16 protein-coding genes are annotated in these 16,167 nt (G+C 41.2%); 9 read left to right on the top strand and 7 right to left on the bottom strand.

Annotation, left to right across the window (positions count from 1 at the left end; translation table 11 throughout):
* Positions 1 to 26: 26 nt before the first annotated feature.
* The 3 genes from J2T50_RS05295 (at position 27) to J2T50_RS05285 (ending at position 3,800) form a co-directional block, all read left to right on the top strand.
* Positions 27 to 596 carry an ECF transporter S component gene (locus J2T50_RS05295; RefSeq protein WP_253364421.1) on the top strand — a complete coding sequence of 190 codons (570 nt, stop codon included), beginning with the start codon at positions 27 to 29 and terminating at the stop codon, positions 594 to 596.
* A gap of 89 nt (positions 597 to 685) precedes the next feature.
* Complete coding sequence (locus tag J2T50_RS05290) at positions 686 to 2,401, top strand: phospho-sugar mutase (RefSeq protein ID WP_253364419.1); 1,716 nt, start codon at positions 686 to 688, stop codon at positions 2,399 to 2,401.
* Positions 2,402 to 2,981: 580 nt separating this feature from the next.
* Positions 2,982 to 3,800 carry a phosphate ABC transporter ATPase gene (locus J2T50_RS05285; RefSeq protein WP_253364417.1) on the top strand — a complete coding sequence of 273 codons (819 nt, stop codon included), beginning with the start codon at positions 2,982 to 2,984 and terminating at the stop codon, positions 3,798 to 3,800.
* A gap of 45 nt (positions 3,801 to 3,845) precedes the next feature.
* Here J2T50_RS05285 and mutY read toward each other — a convergent pair whose 3' ends face one another.
* Genes mutY through yjbM form a run of 7 tightly spaced genes read right to left on the bottom strand, consistent with a single transcriptional unit; the run spans position 3,846 to position 11,962 of the window.
* Positions 3,846 to 4,994, bottom strand: a complete 1,149-nt coding sequence (mutY, locus tag J2T50_RS05280; RefSeq protein WP_253364407.1) for an A/G-specific adenine glycosylase — start codon at positions 4,992 to 4,994, stop codon at positions 3,846 to 3,848.
* A 45-nt stretch (positions 4,995 to 5,039) separates the two neighbouring features.
* A complete protein-coding gene (locus tag J2T50_RS05275) occupies positions 5,040 to 6,812 on the bottom strand; it encodes an ABC transporter ATP-binding protein (protein WP_435533067.1) in 1,773 nt (590 codons plus the stop codon).
* Positions 6,809 to 8,536, bottom strand: a complete 1,728-nt coding sequence (locus J2T50_RS05270) for an ABC transporter ATP-binding protein (protein ID WP_253364405.1) — start codon at positions 8,534 to 8,536, stop codon at positions 6,809 to 6,811. Before J2T50_RS05270 ends, J2T50_RS05275 begins: the two co-directional genes overlap by 4 nt.
* A gap of 3 nt (positions 8,537 to 8,539) precedes the next feature.
* Complete coding sequence (pta, locus tag J2T50_RS05265) at positions 8,540 to 9,526, bottom strand: phosphate acetyltransferase (RefSeq protein WP_253364403.1); 987 nt, start codon at positions 9,524 to 9,526, stop codon at positions 8,540 to 8,542.
* Between the two features lie 51 nt (positions 9,527 to 9,577).
* Positions 9,578 to 10,489: an RluA family pseudouridine synthase gene (locus tag J2T50_RS05260; RefSeq protein ID WP_253364401.1), complete on the bottom strand. Its 912-nt coding sequence runs from the start codon at positions 10,487 to 10,489 to the stop codon at positions 9,578 to 9,580.
* Positions 10,489 to 11,307, bottom strand: a complete 819-nt coding sequence (locus tag J2T50_RS05255; protein ID WP_253364399.1) for an NAD kinase — start codon at positions 11,305 to 11,307, stop codon at positions 10,489 to 10,491. Before J2T50_RS05255 ends, J2T50_RS05260 begins: the two co-directional genes overlap by 1 nt.
* A complete protein-coding gene (yjbM, locus tag J2T50_RS05250; RefSeq protein WP_253364398.1) occupies positions 11,291 to 11,962 on the bottom strand; it encodes a GTP diphosphokinase in 672 nt (223 codons plus the stop codon). Before yjbM ends, J2T50_RS05255 begins: the two co-directional genes overlap by 17 nt.
* Before the next feature lie 98 nt (positions 11,963 to 12,060).
* On the opposite strand from yjbM, the gene J2T50_RS05245 reads away from it, so the two are divergent.
* The 6 genes from J2T50_RS05245 (at position 12,061) to J2T50_RS05220 (ending at position 16,165) form a co-directional block, all read left to right on the top strand.
* Positions 12,061 to 12,633: a CYTH domain-containing protein gene (locus J2T50_RS05245; RefSeq protein WP_253364396.1), complete on the top strand. Its 573-nt coding sequence runs from the start codon at positions 12,061 to 12,063 to the stop codon at positions 12,631 to 12,633.
* A 113-nt stretch (positions 12,634 to 12,746) separates the two neighbouring features.
* Positions 12,747 to 13,724, top strand: coding sequence for a ribose-phosphate diphosphokinase (locus tag J2T50_RS05240; RefSeq protein WP_253364394.1), 978 nt, complete (start codon positions 12,747 to 12,749; stop codon positions 13,722 to 13,724).
* An 11-nt stretch (positions 13,725 to 13,735) separates the two neighbouring features.
* On the top strand, positions 13,736 to 14,866 hold the full coding sequence (locus J2T50_RS05235) for a cysteine desulfurase family protein (RefSeq protein ID WP_253364392.1): 1,131 nt from the start codon (positions 13,736 to 13,738) through the stop codon (positions 14,864 to 14,866).
* A complete protein-coding gene (locus J2T50_RS05230) occupies positions 14,856 to 15,200 on the top strand; it encodes a DUF1831 domain-containing protein (RefSeq protein ID WP_253364390.1) in 345 nt (114 codons plus the stop codon). Before J2T50_RS05235 ends, J2T50_RS05230 begins: the two co-directional genes overlap by 11 nt.
* Positions 15,201 to 15,202: 2 nt before the next feature.
* On the top strand, positions 15,203 to 15,418 hold the full coding sequence (locus J2T50_RS05225; protein WP_253364388.1) for a DUF4649 family protein: 216 nt from the start codon (positions 15,203 to 15,205) through the stop codon (positions 15,416 to 15,418).
* A gap of 93 nt (positions 15,419 to 15,511) precedes the next feature.
* Complete coding sequence (locus J2T50_RS05220; protein ID WP_253364386.1) at positions 15,512 to 16,165, top strand: redox-sensing transcriptional repressor Rex; 654 nt, start codon at positions 15,512 to 15,514, stop codon at positions 16,163 to 16,165.
* The last annotated feature ends 2 nt before the right edge of the window (positions 16,166 to 16,167 follow it).

The raw sequence follows: 16,167 nt of genomic DNA, 5'->3' as shown, positions 1-16,167 counted from the left end.
TTTATCTTCATTTTAAGGAGTATATTGTGAAACAAAATAAATCAAATCAAGTAGCTACTATTGCCATTTTCTTTGCAGTTATGTTGGTTATCCATCTGTTGAGCTCGGTTATTTTTAACCTACTACCATTTCCTATCAAGCCAACCCTGGTGCATGTACCGGTGATTATTGCTTCTATTCTTTATGGACCGCGTATCGGCGCTACATTGGGTGGACTTATGGGAGTGATTAGTATGGTCACAAATACAATCTTGTTTTTACCGACGAGCTATCTTTTCACCCCTTTTGTTCCAAATGGGAATTTCTGGTCACTCGTTATTGCAGTTGTGCCTCGCGTTTTAATTGGGATTACCCCTTACTTCACCTATAAAATGCTTAAAAATAAAGGTGGACTTCTTCTTGCAGGTGCCATTGGTTCTATGACCAATACTGTTTTTGTACTCGGTGGAATTTTTATCCTCTTTTCATCCGTCTACAATGGCAATATCCAACTGATGTTGGCAGGAATTATCGGCACAAATGCTATTGCAGAAATGGTGATTTCAGCAGCTTTGACCCTTGCCATCGTGCCAAATATGTTAAAACTAAAAAAATAAGGAAATAAGTCACGTGAGAGCGTGCTTTTTTCTTTTGAAAATGTTATAATGAAAGCGATTAACAAGATATTTTCAAAAAGGAGAAATACATGACCTATACAGAAAATTACCAAAAATGGCTTGACGTCGCAGATTTACCAGATTACCTCCGCGAGGACTTACTGGCTATGGACGAAAAGACAAAAGAAGATGCCTTCTACACAAATCTTGAATTTGGTACAGCAGGTATGCGTGGCTATATCGGTACTGGTACCAACCGCATCAATATTTACGTCGTTCGTCAAGCAACAGAAGGCTTGGCAAAATTAGTTGAGTCTAAAGGTGAGGAAGCTAAAAAACGTGGTGTGGCTATTGCCTACGACTCACGTCACTTCTCACCAGAGTTTGCATTTGAATCTGCTCAAGTCTTGGCAGCTCACGGCATCCAATCCTATGTCTTTGAAAGCCTACGTCCAACACCTGAATTATCATTTGCAGTGCGTCACTACAATGCTGTTGCAGGTATCATGGTTACTGCAAGTCACAATCCAAAAGAGTTTAACGGCTACAAGGTCTACGGTGAAGACGGTGGACAAATGCCGCCAGCAGATGCAGATGCCTTGACAGACTACATTCGTGCGATTGACAATCCATTTGAAGTTGTTTTAGCTGACCTTGAAACTGCAAAAGAATCTGGCCTTATCAAAGTCTTGGGCGAAGAAACTGACGCCCTCTACTTAGAAGAACTCAAATCTATCACCATCAATCCTGACTTGATTAAAGAATTTGGCCGTGATATGAAGATTGTCTACACACCACTTCATGGTACAGGCGAAATGTTGACTCGTCGTGCTTTGGCACAAGCTGGCTTTGAATCTGTTCAAATGGTTGAAGCGCAAGCTACTGCTGACCCAGATTTCTCAACTGTTGCTTCTCCAAACCCAGAAAGCCAGGCAGCATTTGCAATGGCAGAAGAACTTGGCCGTCAAGTAGACGCCGATGTCCTTCTAGCAACTGACCCTGATGCTGACCGTGTCGGTGTTGAAATCCGCCAAGCAGACGGTTCTTACTGGAACCTCTCTGGTAACCAAATCGGTGCACTCTTGGCCAAATACATTTTAGAAGCCCACAAACAAGCAGGTACTCTTCCAGAAAATGCAGCTGTCTGCAAATCTATCGTTTCAACTGAATTAGTGACGAAGATTGCTGAAAGTTACGGCGCAACCATGTTTAACGTCTTGACTGGCTTCAAATTTATCGCTGAAAAAATTCAAGAGTTTGAAGATACAAATAGTCACACCTACATGTTTGGTTTTGAAGAAAGCTTTGGCTACCTGATTAAACCATTTGTCCGTGACAAAGATGCCATCCAAGCTGTTCTCTTAGTAGCTGAAATTGCTGCTTACTACCGTTCTCGTGGTTTGACATTGGCTGATGGTATTGACGAAATCTTCAAAGAATACGGCTACTTTGCTGAAAAGACAATTTCTGTGACCCTTTCAGGTATGGACGGTGCAGCTGAAATCAAGAAAATCATGGATAAATTCCGTGGTAATGCACCAAAACAATTTAACCAAACTGAAATTGCATTGACAGAAGACTTCTTGGAACAAACTGCTACTTCTGCTCAAGGCGTGACTAGCCTTACTACACCACCAAGTAACGTTCTCAAGTACACACTTTCAGATGATTCTTGGTTTGCAGTCCGCCCTTCAGGTACAGAACCAAAAATCAAATTCTACATTGCAACGGTTGGCGATACACTTGAGGAAGCTGAAACAAAAATCGCAACTATTGAAAAAGAAATCAACGAATTTGTTGGATAAAATGAAAACCACCACTTGGTGGTTTTTTTGGTGGATAAGTCACAAAAAAAGAGGCTTTCGCCTCTTTGGGATTTCTAAATGGGAAGGTTCATTCTCTATAACAAGATAAATAATTAAAATTGTATTTAGCTACCCCTAATCTAACTTTCCTACTCTAAAATATGAATGATTAAAATAAGTCGTAACTGTCGATCAAATTTTTTTGAATACCAACAATAGACCTAGTAAAGCCTACTTGAGCGCATTAGCCTTTCTTATGATGTAGTAGGGTAGCAAGGCTAATAAAGTGATGATAAACAATAGATAAATGAATTTTAGTTGAGCACTAGAGAACAAACCTTCCTTTAAAGCAAAGGTTTTCTCGCCTATCATCATCTACTCTAGATATTTTCCTCCAAAATCTACAATGATGAGCACCGACCAGAAAACCAAGGAGTGAAAAGTAATACCTATGAGGGCACCTCCCTCATTTCGCTTACATTATATCTCTTTTTTAAAACGCTTTCAAGTTTTTGTGTGCAATTTTGGTAAAAAATAATAAACTAATATCAGGTAAAAATAATCATATGAGAGACAAGACATGAAAATCGAAATTACAAATGGAAACTACACAATCCAGTGGGGCGGGACTTATTTTATAGCTTTACAGGATTATCCGACGATTCATCCGGCAGAACTTGATCGGATAAGTAAATTTATTGCCTATGAAAAGTACTATCATCGAAAGACCGAGATTATTTGCAATAATAAATTACTTTTGGAGAAGATAACCGACTATGTCGCGCAGGATACTCCTGAATATCCCTTTTTCCCATTCTCCAAAGAATCAAGTGCGATTTATACTGAGGAAAGCCTTTGTTTAGTATCGGATTTTGTCAGTCACACAACTACTATCGATACAGCTAAACAGATTTTTACTGATGGCAAGCTATTGTCTGCGGTGCAAGCGTTGAAAAAATCTAGTACTGATTTGGTAATGGATTCTCGGAATGCAGCCAGCGATCCTGCAGATTACTTTGACTATATTATGTTTGCCTGGTCAAATGTAACATCTGGATACAGGCTTGCAATGGAACGCTTACTCCATCGAGCACCTACGGAAAACGAGCTCAATGAGTTGTTTGTGCCGGGAGTCAGCTTTCATTTTCTCTATGAAAATTTAGCGAAGGAGCCCAACTTTATCTTTGATGGTTACCATCTTGTTAAAATCAAAGATAAGGTGGACTTAGATGGCTTATTATTTATCTGTGTGATTCCAGAGCAAAATAGATCAGAATTTGAAAATATAGTTCCAAATTCACTCAAATCAAGAGTAGTATATCTGAAGTATGATGGGGATGGATTAAAAAATTGGACTAAAAAAGTTTATCAAACCGTCACTGAGTGGAATGATTTATAAACAAGAAAACAGCAGTTTGTCTATCACAATTCTGCTGTTTTTATTTTATTTGTGTTTTGCTTTGCCCTTGAGATAGGAATCCCACATTTTTTGCTGGGGTTTGGCAAAGGGGTAGGCATGAAAATCTTCGACGGAAACCCAACGTAACTCGCGGTCCTTATCCACCTTGTCTTCTTCCACAATGCCTTCAACCAAGTCAACTTGCCATTTTCGGTGACTAAAAATATGTTGAACCGGTTGAAATTCTTGCTCCAGCCATTGAACTTTCTGTCCGTAATTTTTTTCAAATAAACCCAAGACATCCACTACTTCTACGACTTCAAAAAGATTGATTTCTTTTGTGCTGGAAGAAGATTTTTCAATCAAGGGAAAAGACCAAAAACCAGATAAGAGGCCTGCATCTGTATTTTTTTCAAGTAAAAATTGGTTAGCCTGATTGCGGATGATATAGGCCTGATAATAGACGGGCGTCGGCTTCTTCTTAGGAGCTTTGATCGGATATTTGTCCATGGTTCCGTGCAAATAAGCTGCGCTAAACTCCTTAACCGGGCTATCCTCTGGACGTGGATTAACAGGTGATTCAATGTCAGAACCTAAGTCCATCAGAGCCTGATTAAAGTCTCCCGGACGTTCAGGGTCAATCAAAATCTCCATCATAGCTTGGAAAATTTTTCGATTGCTAGGAACACCGATATCATAATTGACCTCAAAAAGACGACTTAGCACCCGCATAACATTGCCATCCACCGCAGGCTCAGGTAAATTAAAAGCAATACTGGAAATAGCTCCCGCAGTGTAGGGACCAATTCCTTTTAAGCTTGTAATTTCTTGGTAGGTAGTGGGAAATTGTCCATCAAAATGCTCCATCATCTGTTGAGCCGCTGTCCGCATATTGCGCACGCGAGAATAGTATCCCAGTCCCTCCCAGACTTTGAGGAGGGTTTCTTCATCTGCTGCTGCCAAGTCCGAAATGGTCGGCAAGCGATACAAAAAACTTTCGTAATAGGGAATGACAATATCTACACGCGTCTGTTGCAGCATTATTTCTGATACCCAAATCGCATAGGGATCTGAAGTTCTACGCCAAGGTAGGTCACGCTTATTGGCATCATACCAGTCCAACAAAGCCTTACGAAAAGCTCGAATCTTCTCATTCGGCCACATCTCAATTCCATACTCATTCAAATCTAACATATATCCAGTATATCATAAAAGGGAGTGGGAAAGAACTCTGACTAATCAGAAAGAGTTCGTCTTCCCACCCCCGCACAGTTGAATTGTTCCCTGACTTTGGACCATTTGGTAATAGAATCCCTTGCTTGCCATCAGGCTATCGTGATTGCCTTGTTCAACAATCTTGCCGTCGACCATAACCAAAATGATGTCAGCTGACTGAATGGTTGACAGACGGTGAGCAATGATGAAACTAGTCCGCCCGTCCATCAGTTTATCAAAGGCTTCTTGGATGTAGACTTCCGTCCGTGTATCAATGGAAGACGTCGCTTCATCTAGGATTAGAATTTTCGGCACTTTGACAAAGATACGTGCAATAGCCAGCAATTGTCGTTGCCCTTGAGAGAGCGACTCGCCTGCATCGGCTAGATAGGTGTCATATCCGTTTGGTAATTGGCGAATAAAGAAATCAGCATTGGCTGCTTTGGCTGCTTCCACGACTAATTCTCGGGTTGCATTTGGATAACCGTAGGCGATATTTTCATGAATGGTAGCTGTTTTAAGCCACGTTTCTTGGAGCACCATACCAATTTGACGGCGAAGCGAGTCCCGACTATAGTCTGTAATTGAATTGCCATCTATCAAGATTCTCCCTTGATTGGTATCATAAAATCGCATGAGGAGGTTAATCAAGGTTGATTTACCTGCGCCCGTTGGTCCTACGATGGCTACTGTGCTCCCAGAAGGGATAGTGAGGTTGAGGTCTTCAATCAAGGATTTTTTAGCATCGTATGAAAAGGCGACATTTTCAAAATCAAAAGCTCCCTCTACATCTGAAAATTGCAGTTCCTTGACATTATTTTCCTGAATGGAAGGCTGCTCCAAAATATCAAACAGGCGTTCTGCACAAGCCATGGCACTTTGTAACTCGGATAAAACCGAGGAAATGTCATTAAAAGGCTTGGTGTACTGATTGACGTAGTTGAGGAAGGTCGTCAAAGAACCGACCGTAAAAGTCCCCTGCATAATCCGCCATGCCCCCAGACCCGTCAATAAGGCATAAATTGTCGCATTGACAAATCGAGTCGTTGGATTAATAGTCGATGAGGCAAAGATCGCTCGTTGGGAATGCTGTGCATACTGTTGATTTACAACTTCAAAATCAGCTGTAGATTGCTCTTGCGCATTGAAAGCCTGAATCAAGGAAAGATTTCCCATGCTTTCTTCCAGATAAGTCGTTTGCTCCCCACGCGACTGAGTTTGCTGACGATAATAAAGGTAACTTTTTTTGGCAATAAATCGAGCCATAAAGAGAGAGAGCGGAGTCAGAGCTACAACGATAAGCATCATCAAGCTATCCAGCTGGGCCATTGTGATAATGGTAAAGAGAATGGTTAAAATGCCAACTAAAAATTGATTAAAAATCATGACCAAACCATTTGTCAGCTGTTCACTGTCTGAAGAAATCCGAGCAACTATATCGCCAATACTTTGACGGTCTAGGTAGCTAAGTGGTAATTGGTGTAGTTTCTCAAAAACTTGCTGGCGTAAGTCTGCCATGACGGCGTAGATAATTTGATTGGTCAGTAGAGGGATTACCCACTGGATAAGAGTATTGCCGGCTACTACTGCTAGCATTTTCCATAGAATAACCATAACAGGAGCTAGTCCTTGACCGGCCAATATGGTATCAATAGCCTGCCCCATTAGGATGGGAAGATAGACTGTTAGCAGCACTTGGACAAGCGTTCCTAGCAAGATAAGCCCAAGTCGGAGAGGGTATTTGGTCATCAATTTCAGTAATTTTCCAAGGATTGGTTTCGTCTCTTTTTTTCTCATGACGCACCTCCTTTATTTTGCTGAGAATGATGGATTTCTTGGTATACAGGGCAATTCTCGAGCAATTCTTCATGTCGACCAAGGCCAGCCTGCTGTCCTTGGTCTAAGACTAAAATCTGATTGGCGTGACGCAAACTATTGGTCCGCTGCGAAATCATGATCAAGGTCTGAGAAAGCAACTCGTGACGAATAGCTGTCAACAAACGACTTTCTGTCAGATAATCCAAAGCCGATGTCGAATCGTCCAAGACCAAGATTGGGGCTTCTTGTAAAATAGCTCTGGCAATGGTTAATCGCTGCCGCTGTCCGCCTGAAAAATTCTGCCCAAAGGCTTCTACTCTTGCATCTAGACCGCCTTTTTCGACCACAAATTCCTTGGCTTGTGCAATGGTCAGAGCCCACCACATCTTCTCTTGAGAAACATCTGACAATCCCAAGGTCAGATTCGAAGCGATACTGCCGCTGAATAATTGGGCTTTTTGAGGAACAAAGGCAAATAATTCTCGCCAATTTTTCAGATTCTGAGGGCTATAATCATCTTTGTAGACAGTAATTCTACCTGTATCTGGTTGATAAAAACGCAGCAATAGCTGAATTAGACTAGATTTACCAGAGCCAGTTCCTCCGATAATACCGAAAAAGTCGCTCGCTTGCAAAGAAAAATCTATATTTTCCAAAGACGGCTCTACGGCTGTTGGGTAGGTAAAAGTTGCTTTTTGGACAAGAATCGCCTGCCCAGGTATTGTGCTCTTTTCCCGCTCCAAGATAGCTTCTAAATCCTCTGAATCCTGCTCAAAGATTTCCTGAACGCGTTGGGCACTGATAAAGGTCTGATTTAAAGCAGTAACAACCATAACCAGCTTGACCAACTCGACCAGTATCTGCAAGAGATAATTGATCAAAGCAACCAACATACCAACTTCCAAAGCATTTGCTGCGATAGAGATTTGGCCCTTCCAAATCAAGACAACCAAGGTCAGATTGACCACCAAGTAAGTTGCCGGTGTCAGCAAGGCAGACCAGTATCCTGCTTGAACTTGCAAATGTTGATAAGAAGTATTTTTCTCCGTGAAACCTGCAATTTCCCGATTTCGTTGGCCGAAAGCACGAATCACACGCATACCCAAACTATTTTCACGTACAGATTTGACCAACTGATCCAGTCCAAGACGAATCGTAGCAAAATAACAAGAAGAAATCCGCGAAATCACGATAACGATGGTAAATAAAATGGCAATCATCACCACAAATAAGATAGACAAGCGTGGACTAATCCGAAAAGCCATCAAGAGAGCTCCAAATACAACAATTGGAGCACGCAGAAAGAGGCGAAGGAAGGTATTGATTCCAGTCTGAATCTGCAAGCTATCACTGGTCAACCGAGTCAAAAGACTAGAGGTAGACAGCTGGTCTTGATTGACTTTTGGAAGAGAAAGTACTTTCTTATAAAGGTCTTGAGTTAATTGTTTTGTATAGCCTACCGCCGCCTTTGCCGAATAATACTGGGCAATCAAGGCAACGACAACTCCAACAACTGCTAATCCCATCAATAATAAAACCATGGCAACCAAGTTCCCCTGATTGCCATGTGGAATAATCTGATCAACAATTGCCGCAATCACCAAAGGGACAAACAACTCAAAACAAGCTTCGAGTAGCTTAAACAAGGGAGCAAGACTGGCTTCCTTGATATAACCTTTGAAATAACGCAATAATGATTTCATATTTTAAAACGCATCAACTGCTTGTGCTGCAGTGATAATTCCCAATTTGTATACATCTTCTGAACTACAGCCACGAGACAAGTCATTAACTGGTTTGTTCAATCCTTGGAGAACTGGACCTACCGCATCAAAGCCACCCAAACGTTCTGCAATCTTGTAAGCGATGTTTCCTGCTTCAATAGCTGGGAAGATAAATACATTAGCTTGACCTGCAACTGGGCTGTTTGGTGCTTTCAAACGAGCAGTGTTTGGCTCAAGAGCAGCATCCATTTGCAATTCACCGTCAATCAAAAGATCTGGACGAAGTTCGTTTGCAATACGAGTTGCTTCTACGACCTTATCAACGTGTGGTCCTGAACCAGAACCTTTTGTTGAGTAAGAAATCATAGCTACTTTAGGATCAATACCGAAGGTTTCAGCTGTTGCTGCTGAGTTAATCGCGATTTCAGCCAATGTTTCAGCATCAGGATCAATGTTGATAGCACAGTCACCAAAGATGTATTTGTGCTCATCTTTAACCATGAGGAAGACACCTGAAGTACGTTTCACACCTGGTTTTGTTTTGATAATTTGAAGGGCAGGACGAACAGTATCTGCTGTTGAGTGAGCCGCACCTGAAACCATACCTTCAGCCAAGCCCATTTGCACCAACATAACACCAAAGTAGTTGACATCACGCAAAATAGTATCTGCTTGTGCTTCGTCCACTTTACCTTTACGAAGGCTAACGAATTCTTGCTTCATTGTTTCAAAGTTAGCATAATCGTTTGGATTGATAACAGTGATACCTGGGTTTGAGAAGCCAAATTCTGTCAACAAAGTGTGTACTTCTTCTGGTACACCCAAGATAATTGGCTCAGCCAAACCTTCAAATTTCAAACGAGCAGCCGCACGAACAACACGCTCATCTGTTCCCTCTGGGAAAACAATACGAAGTTTTTTGCCGACGATTTTATGCTTCAATTCACCAAATAAGTTCCGAATTTCCATTTTATACCTCAAATTATTATTCATTTCTTGATAATGATAACGCTTTGAATCCTATTTGTCAAATGCTTCATCTTCTTTCTGAAAAGAATCTATAATTGCTTTAAAATCAGCTGGTAGTGTACTTTTGAGCACCAAGTTTTTTTCTGAAAAAGGATTGAAAAATTCCAACAGATGACAATGCAAAGCCTGCCGCTCAATTCCATAATCCAAGCTTCCACCGTAGAGGTCATCTCCTAAAAGCGGAAAACCGATATGGGCAAAATGCACTCGAATTTGGTGGGTTCGTCCTGTATGGAGCTGGATATCCACCAAATACACATCTCCCCAGGATTGTACAACCTTATAAGAAGTATGAGCATACTTGCCCGATTTTGTCACACATCGAGTGATGATGCTATCATTTGGACGTCCAATGGGAGCAATGATATCCCCTGTTTCCTCAAAATGTCCCGCTCCACGCACTAAAGCATAGTAGCGCTTATGGATTTGCTTTGCTTGTAGTTGTTTATCAAGGCGAGCATGGGCATAGCCATGCTTGGCAAAAAGCATGAGGCCTGAGGTATCCTTATCCAAGCGAGTCACGATGTGGACCCGCTTATTTTCGTAGTTCTGCTGCAAATAATAAGCCTTGACAAAGTTTGCGATGGTATTTGAATGCAAACTACTCGGAATAGAAGTCACACCATAGGGCTTTTCAATAATCATAAAATGCTCGTCTTCATAGACAATATCCAAAGGAACATCAACAGGTGCTAAACTCCCAGTCACATCTTCTTCGCTGGGAATGTCAATGGTAACACGGTCTCCAATTTCTACAAGGAAAATGGCATTCTGCCGAACGCCATTCACCTGAATATCACCCCCAGCAAACTTGATTTTTGCTAGAAGTGACTTAGAAATATCATGCTTTTTCAAGAGATTTTTGACATTCATCCGCTGATCAACAATAAATTCAAATCGCATTATTCCACCTCTCCAATAAAAGCATCCTTGACGCGATTCCAGAAACTGGTGTGGCGAGGAGTAGCTACGAAATTGATTTTATGGTTGTCAATTTGATAATCAATTTGTTCAATATTATCGTAGACAAAGGTACGGTTATCAATAGCGATTGAATAACGGTCATCGTGTTGCGGGTCGATGATAATTTTATCTTTTTTAGGCACTACAATCGAAGAACCCAGTGTCCGATAGACACGATTGTTTAGGCTAGCTACTTCTGCAATTTGCAAGGCTTCAATAGTCGGATGTAAGACGGCACCGCCAAGTGATTTGTTGTAGGCTGTTGAACCTGTTGGCGTAGAAACTGCAATTCCATCGCCACGGAATCGCTCAAAAGGCACCCCATTGATATGGATATCTGCCACCATTGTCTTGGACAAGCGCTTAATCGTCGCTTCGTTCAATGCGCGAGCAGTCACAACACGCCCATCAATCATCCGAATTTTCACATTGAGGATAGGGTACGACACTTTGGCACCTGTATCCAACTTCAAATTCTCGACCAATTCATCAATCTCAAAATTACGATAGTCCGTGTAAAAACCAAGATGCCCTGTATGAACACCTACAAAACGGACTTTATCAAGAATATTTTCATATTTATGAAAAGCGGACAAGAGCATACCATCTCCACCAATCGAAATAACGATATCCGGATTTTTAGGTGTCATGATAAAATTCGCATCTTTTAATTTATTCCATAATTCCTTGGAAACAGCTTCACTTTTCGGGTTTCTGCTACTGAGCAGGGCAATTTTTTTTCTATCTGTATTCTTCATCTGTATCGTCACTATTTCCAACACCGTCATTTAATTTGCGGTGAGCAGGATCAAAAAGAGCTTGTGCTTCTTGAATATCGTCGCGGATTTTCCGCATTTCTTCGTCTAATTGATAGGCAATTTTCGCAGTTACTTCTAGGCGCTTTTTGATTTCTTCCGGGAAATTCCCCTTGTACTTGTAATTGAGCGAATGTTCAATTGTTGCCCAAAAATTCATGGACAAGGTCCGAATTTGAATCTCTGCCAAAACGATTTTATTTCCATTGATAGTATCAACTGGATACTCGATCACCACATGGTAGGAACGATAACCTGAAGTCTTCATGTTGGTAATATAATCGCGTTCATGAACAATCTGCATATCCTTGCGCTGGCGAATAATTTCCAAAACTTCTTCCACGTCATCAACGAACTGCACCATGATCCGCACGCCGGCAATATCCTGCATGTCTCGAGCTAGATTTTCTTCCTTGATGTGGCGTAAAACCATCTTTTCCTTGATGGATTCAATCGGCTTAACACGACCTGTTACAAACTCAATTGGTGAATGACGATTCGCCTTGCGATACTGCTTCCGAATCCCACGTAACTTAATTTTTAGCTCGCCTACTGTTTGAATATAGGGATCTAAAAATTCTTCCCAGTCCAACTCCATCTATTCTCCCTTCGAATTCTCTTCTTGTAAAAATTTCATTTTTCGTATAGAATAACAAAGACTATTATATCATATGAAAGGCATTTCCTCTACTGAAAATGAACCACTTAGAAATTGAATACAAAACACTGCTAACACAAGAGGAATACCTGAAATTGCAACCTCTCTTTTCTGATGTTGACCTTGTAGAGCAAACAAACTACTATATTGACACACCTGATTTTGCCATGAAAGCCAATCGTTGCTCTCTTCGCATCCGAACTTTTCACGATGCTGCTGAGCTAACCTTGAAAATCCCTCAAGAAATTGGCAATATGGAATACAATCAAAGCCTATCGCTTGCTGAAGCGAAAGAAATAATTGAAGCGTTCTACCTACCTGCAGGCACCATTAAGGATCTTCTAGCCGAAAAAGAAATCCCCCTCTCTGAGCTGGATGTTTGGGGATTCTTGACCACAAAACGCTTGGAAAAAAGAACAGCCATCGGCCTCATGGCCTTGGATGAAAACAATTATCTCGGACAAACCGACTACGAACTCGAAGTCGAAGTTGGCGATGCAGATGCTGGAAAAATTGCTTTTGATGATTTTCTATCCAGCCACAAGATCCAGTTCAAATATGCTAGCAGCAAGGTTGCTCGTACAGCTGCTCAAAAAAAATCAGTCAAATAGGCTGATTTTTATTTTTCAAACATGAAAAATATGGTAAAATTTGGTAAAATAGGACTATTGGAAAAATGTGTGGTCTGCTAGACCACCTCATAGAATGAAGGAGTTATTTTGTCATGGTACAACCCTACGGCGATAAACAAATCAAATTGTTCGCTTTAAATGGAAATAAGGAAATTGCTGAAAAAATCTCAGAAGTTTCTGGTATCCCTATCGGAAAAATGTCTTCTCGTCAATTTTCAGACGGAGAAATTCAAATCAATATCGAAGAAAGTGTTCGTGGTGTTGATGTTTACATTATCCAGTCAACTAGCTACCCAGTGAATAACCACCTTTGGGAAGTACTCATCATGGTTGACGCTTGTGTTCGTGCCAGTGCAAACTCAGTTACAGTCGTCATGCCTTATTTCGGCTACGCTCGCCAAGACCGTACGGCTGCTCCTCGCGAACCAATCACAGCAAAATTAGTTGCCAATATGTTGGTGAAAGCTGGAGTTGACCGCGTTGTAACCCTTGACCTCCATGCGGTCCAAGTTCAAGGGTTCTTCGATATTCCGGTTGATAACCTCTATACTGTTCCACTCTTTGCTGAGCACTATACTAAAAAAGGTTTGACAGGTTCAGATGTCGTAATTGTTAGCCCTAAAAATTCAGGTATCAAACGTGCCCGTAGCTTGGCAGAGTACTTGGATGCACCAATCGCTATCATTGATTACCCACAAGATGACGCCGACCGAGCAGAAGGCTATATCATCGGTGATGTCGCTGGTAAAAAAGCAATCTTGATTGACGACATCCTCAATACAGGTAAAACATTCTCAGAAGCTGCTAAAATTGTTGAGCGTGATGGTGCAACTGAGATTTATGCCGTTGCCAGCCACGGTCTCTTTGCAGGAAATGCAGTTGAATTACTTGATGCTGCTCCGATTAAAGAAATTTTGGTAACTGATTCTGTTGCTAAACAAGAAGTGATGCCAAAAAATATTGCTTATCTGACTGCTAGCGAGCTCATCGCTGATGCACTACTCCGCATCCACGAACGTCGTCCAGTTAGTCCACTCTTTAGCTTCCAGAAAGAAAAGAAAAAACAATAGGAGGTCAGTCATTGATCTACTTGGATAATGCTGCAACAACTCCACTTTCAACAGTTGCGCTTGATGCTTTAATGCAGACTTCTCAGGAAATCTTTGGAAATCCGTCTAGCATCCACGCTTTTGGTCGAGCTGCTAATAAAGTGCTGCGCGAGGCACGTTACAGTATTGCAAACTCGCTAAAAACAAAGCCGGACAATATTATTTTTACATCTGGCGGCTCTGAGGCCGATACACTGGCTATCCAAGGCTACGCCCTTGCCAATCAAGACAGGGGAAAACACCTAATTACAACTGCAATTGAACACCATGCCGTTCTTCATGTCATGGACTATTTGGAGAAACGATTTGGGTTTGAAGTCACCTATATCAACCCGATTGATCAGGAAATAACTGCTCAGCAAATCGCTGATGCCTTACGACCAGACACCATTCTTGTCAGTACCATGTTTGCTAACAACGAGACAGGCATGATTCTTCCAATTAAAGAAATCGGCCAAGTCTTAGCTGACCATCAAGCCGTTTTCCACGTTGATGCAGTACAAGCAATTGGAAAGATCCCGATTTATCCTGAGGAATTAGGTATTGACTTCCTTTCTGCTTCTGCCCATAAATTTCACGGACCAAAAGGTCAAGGATTTCTCTACAGTAGAATCCCAAACTTTGACTCCTTGATTCATGGCGGTAAGCAGGAAAGTCACCACCGAGCTGGTACGGAAAACCTAGCAGGAATTACAGCTATGGCTGCTGCGCTGAATGAACAGTTGCAACACCAAGAAGAATTTTACGAAACTGTCCGTCAATTAAAATCCTACCTGCTTGATGGATTAGACAATTTAGATTTCTTTGTTAATGAATCCGCCAACACGCTTCCATATGTTCTCAACATGGGATTTCCTGGACAACTAAATGAACAATTACTGATGCGTTTGGATTTAGCTGGCATTGCTGTTTCCAGCGGATCTGCTTGTACAGCTGGCGTCATTGAAAAAAGCCACGTACTGACTGCTCTTTACGGACCTGATTCTCACCGTCTAACAGAGTCCCTTCGCTTTAGCTTCTCGGAGCAAAACACCAAAAAAGAACTGGATATTGTCATTCAGACCTTAAAAGAAATGATTGGAGGCCAAGATAATGGCATTTGAAAAATCAGTCACTCTTAAAGATTGTGACTTCACTTATGAAATTAGCCCGTCTATTAAAAAATACACTTTGCGTGATAACACCTTCGAGCAAACAGCTGTGGGAAATTTCCAGCTAACTCGTATGCTAGAAGAAGTTCCAAATTCAAATCAAGGATTCCTCTTAAAAATTATCCTTAACAAAGATTTATCAAGTTTTAAAATCAATATCACTGACAAATCAGGTTTGAAACTGGTAAACATCTTTAAAGAAGGCTCAAACAAGGTTATTCAAGAGAAATTCTACTTCCTAATGGACAGTCTAATTGACCGTGATATTTTCACAAAGAAGGCATAAATATGATTGAACTTCGTTATATTGACTCTTACAAACAAGAGCGTATTCAAACTTATGAACATTTTGATGACATTCTACTAGCTTTTTCGGGCTGTGTCACTGTTCCTGACCATCTCAAAGTATTGAGCTTAACACAAGACGGAAAAGACCTTGGATACAGTGGTTTAATCGGTGATTTGTATCACTTTTTGCAAGCGATTGATCCCAAAAATAACTAAGAAAAACCAAGTCATTATAGTGACTTGGTTTTTTCGAACTCTTATTGTTGCAATTTTCACAAACATGTTTTAAAATAAAGTATAAAATGCTGAATGGAGAAAAAGATTGTGAAAAATGGAAAAGAAACCGCTATTCCACGTGCAACAGCTAAACGCCTCTCATTGTATTACCGGATTTTCAAACGATTCCACCGCGAAAATATTGAGAAAGCGAGCTCAAAAGAAATTGCAGAAGCTATCGGAATTGACTCTGCAACAGTCCGCCGAGATTTTTCCTATTTTGGCGAGCTAGGTCGACGCGGGTTTGGATACGATGTTAAGAAATTAATGGACTTCTTCGCGGATATCTTGAATGATAATTCCATTACAAATGTGATGCTTGTCGGAGTCGGAAACATGGGACGCGCACTCCTTCACTACCGCTTTCATGAACGCAATAAAATGAAAATTGTGATGGCCTTTGAAGCAGATGGGCATCCTGCCATCGGAAGCAGCGATGAAAATGTTCCAATCTACGCCATTTCTGAGCTTCGAGACCGTATTGCAGAAGCAAATTCCAAAACAGCTATTTTAACTGTTCCAAGCTCAAAAGCTCAAGAAGTCACTGATGTCCTAGTTGAGGCAGGTGTGAAAGGGATTCTTAGCTTCTCCCCAGTCAATCTTACCGTACCAAAAGACGTGGTTGTTCAGTATGTTGACTTGACGAGCGAATTGCAAACACTACTCTACTTCATGCGGAAAAATTAGTT

The organism is Streptococcus gallinaceus (assembly GCF_024170225.1).
GTDB classification, from domain to species: Bacteria; Bacillota; Bacilli; order Lactobacillales; family Streptococcaceae; genus Streptococcus; species Streptococcus gallinaceus.
The sequence above is the reverse complement of the archived record's forward strand: the minus strand, read 5'-3'. Positions and strand labels throughout refer to the sequence as shown.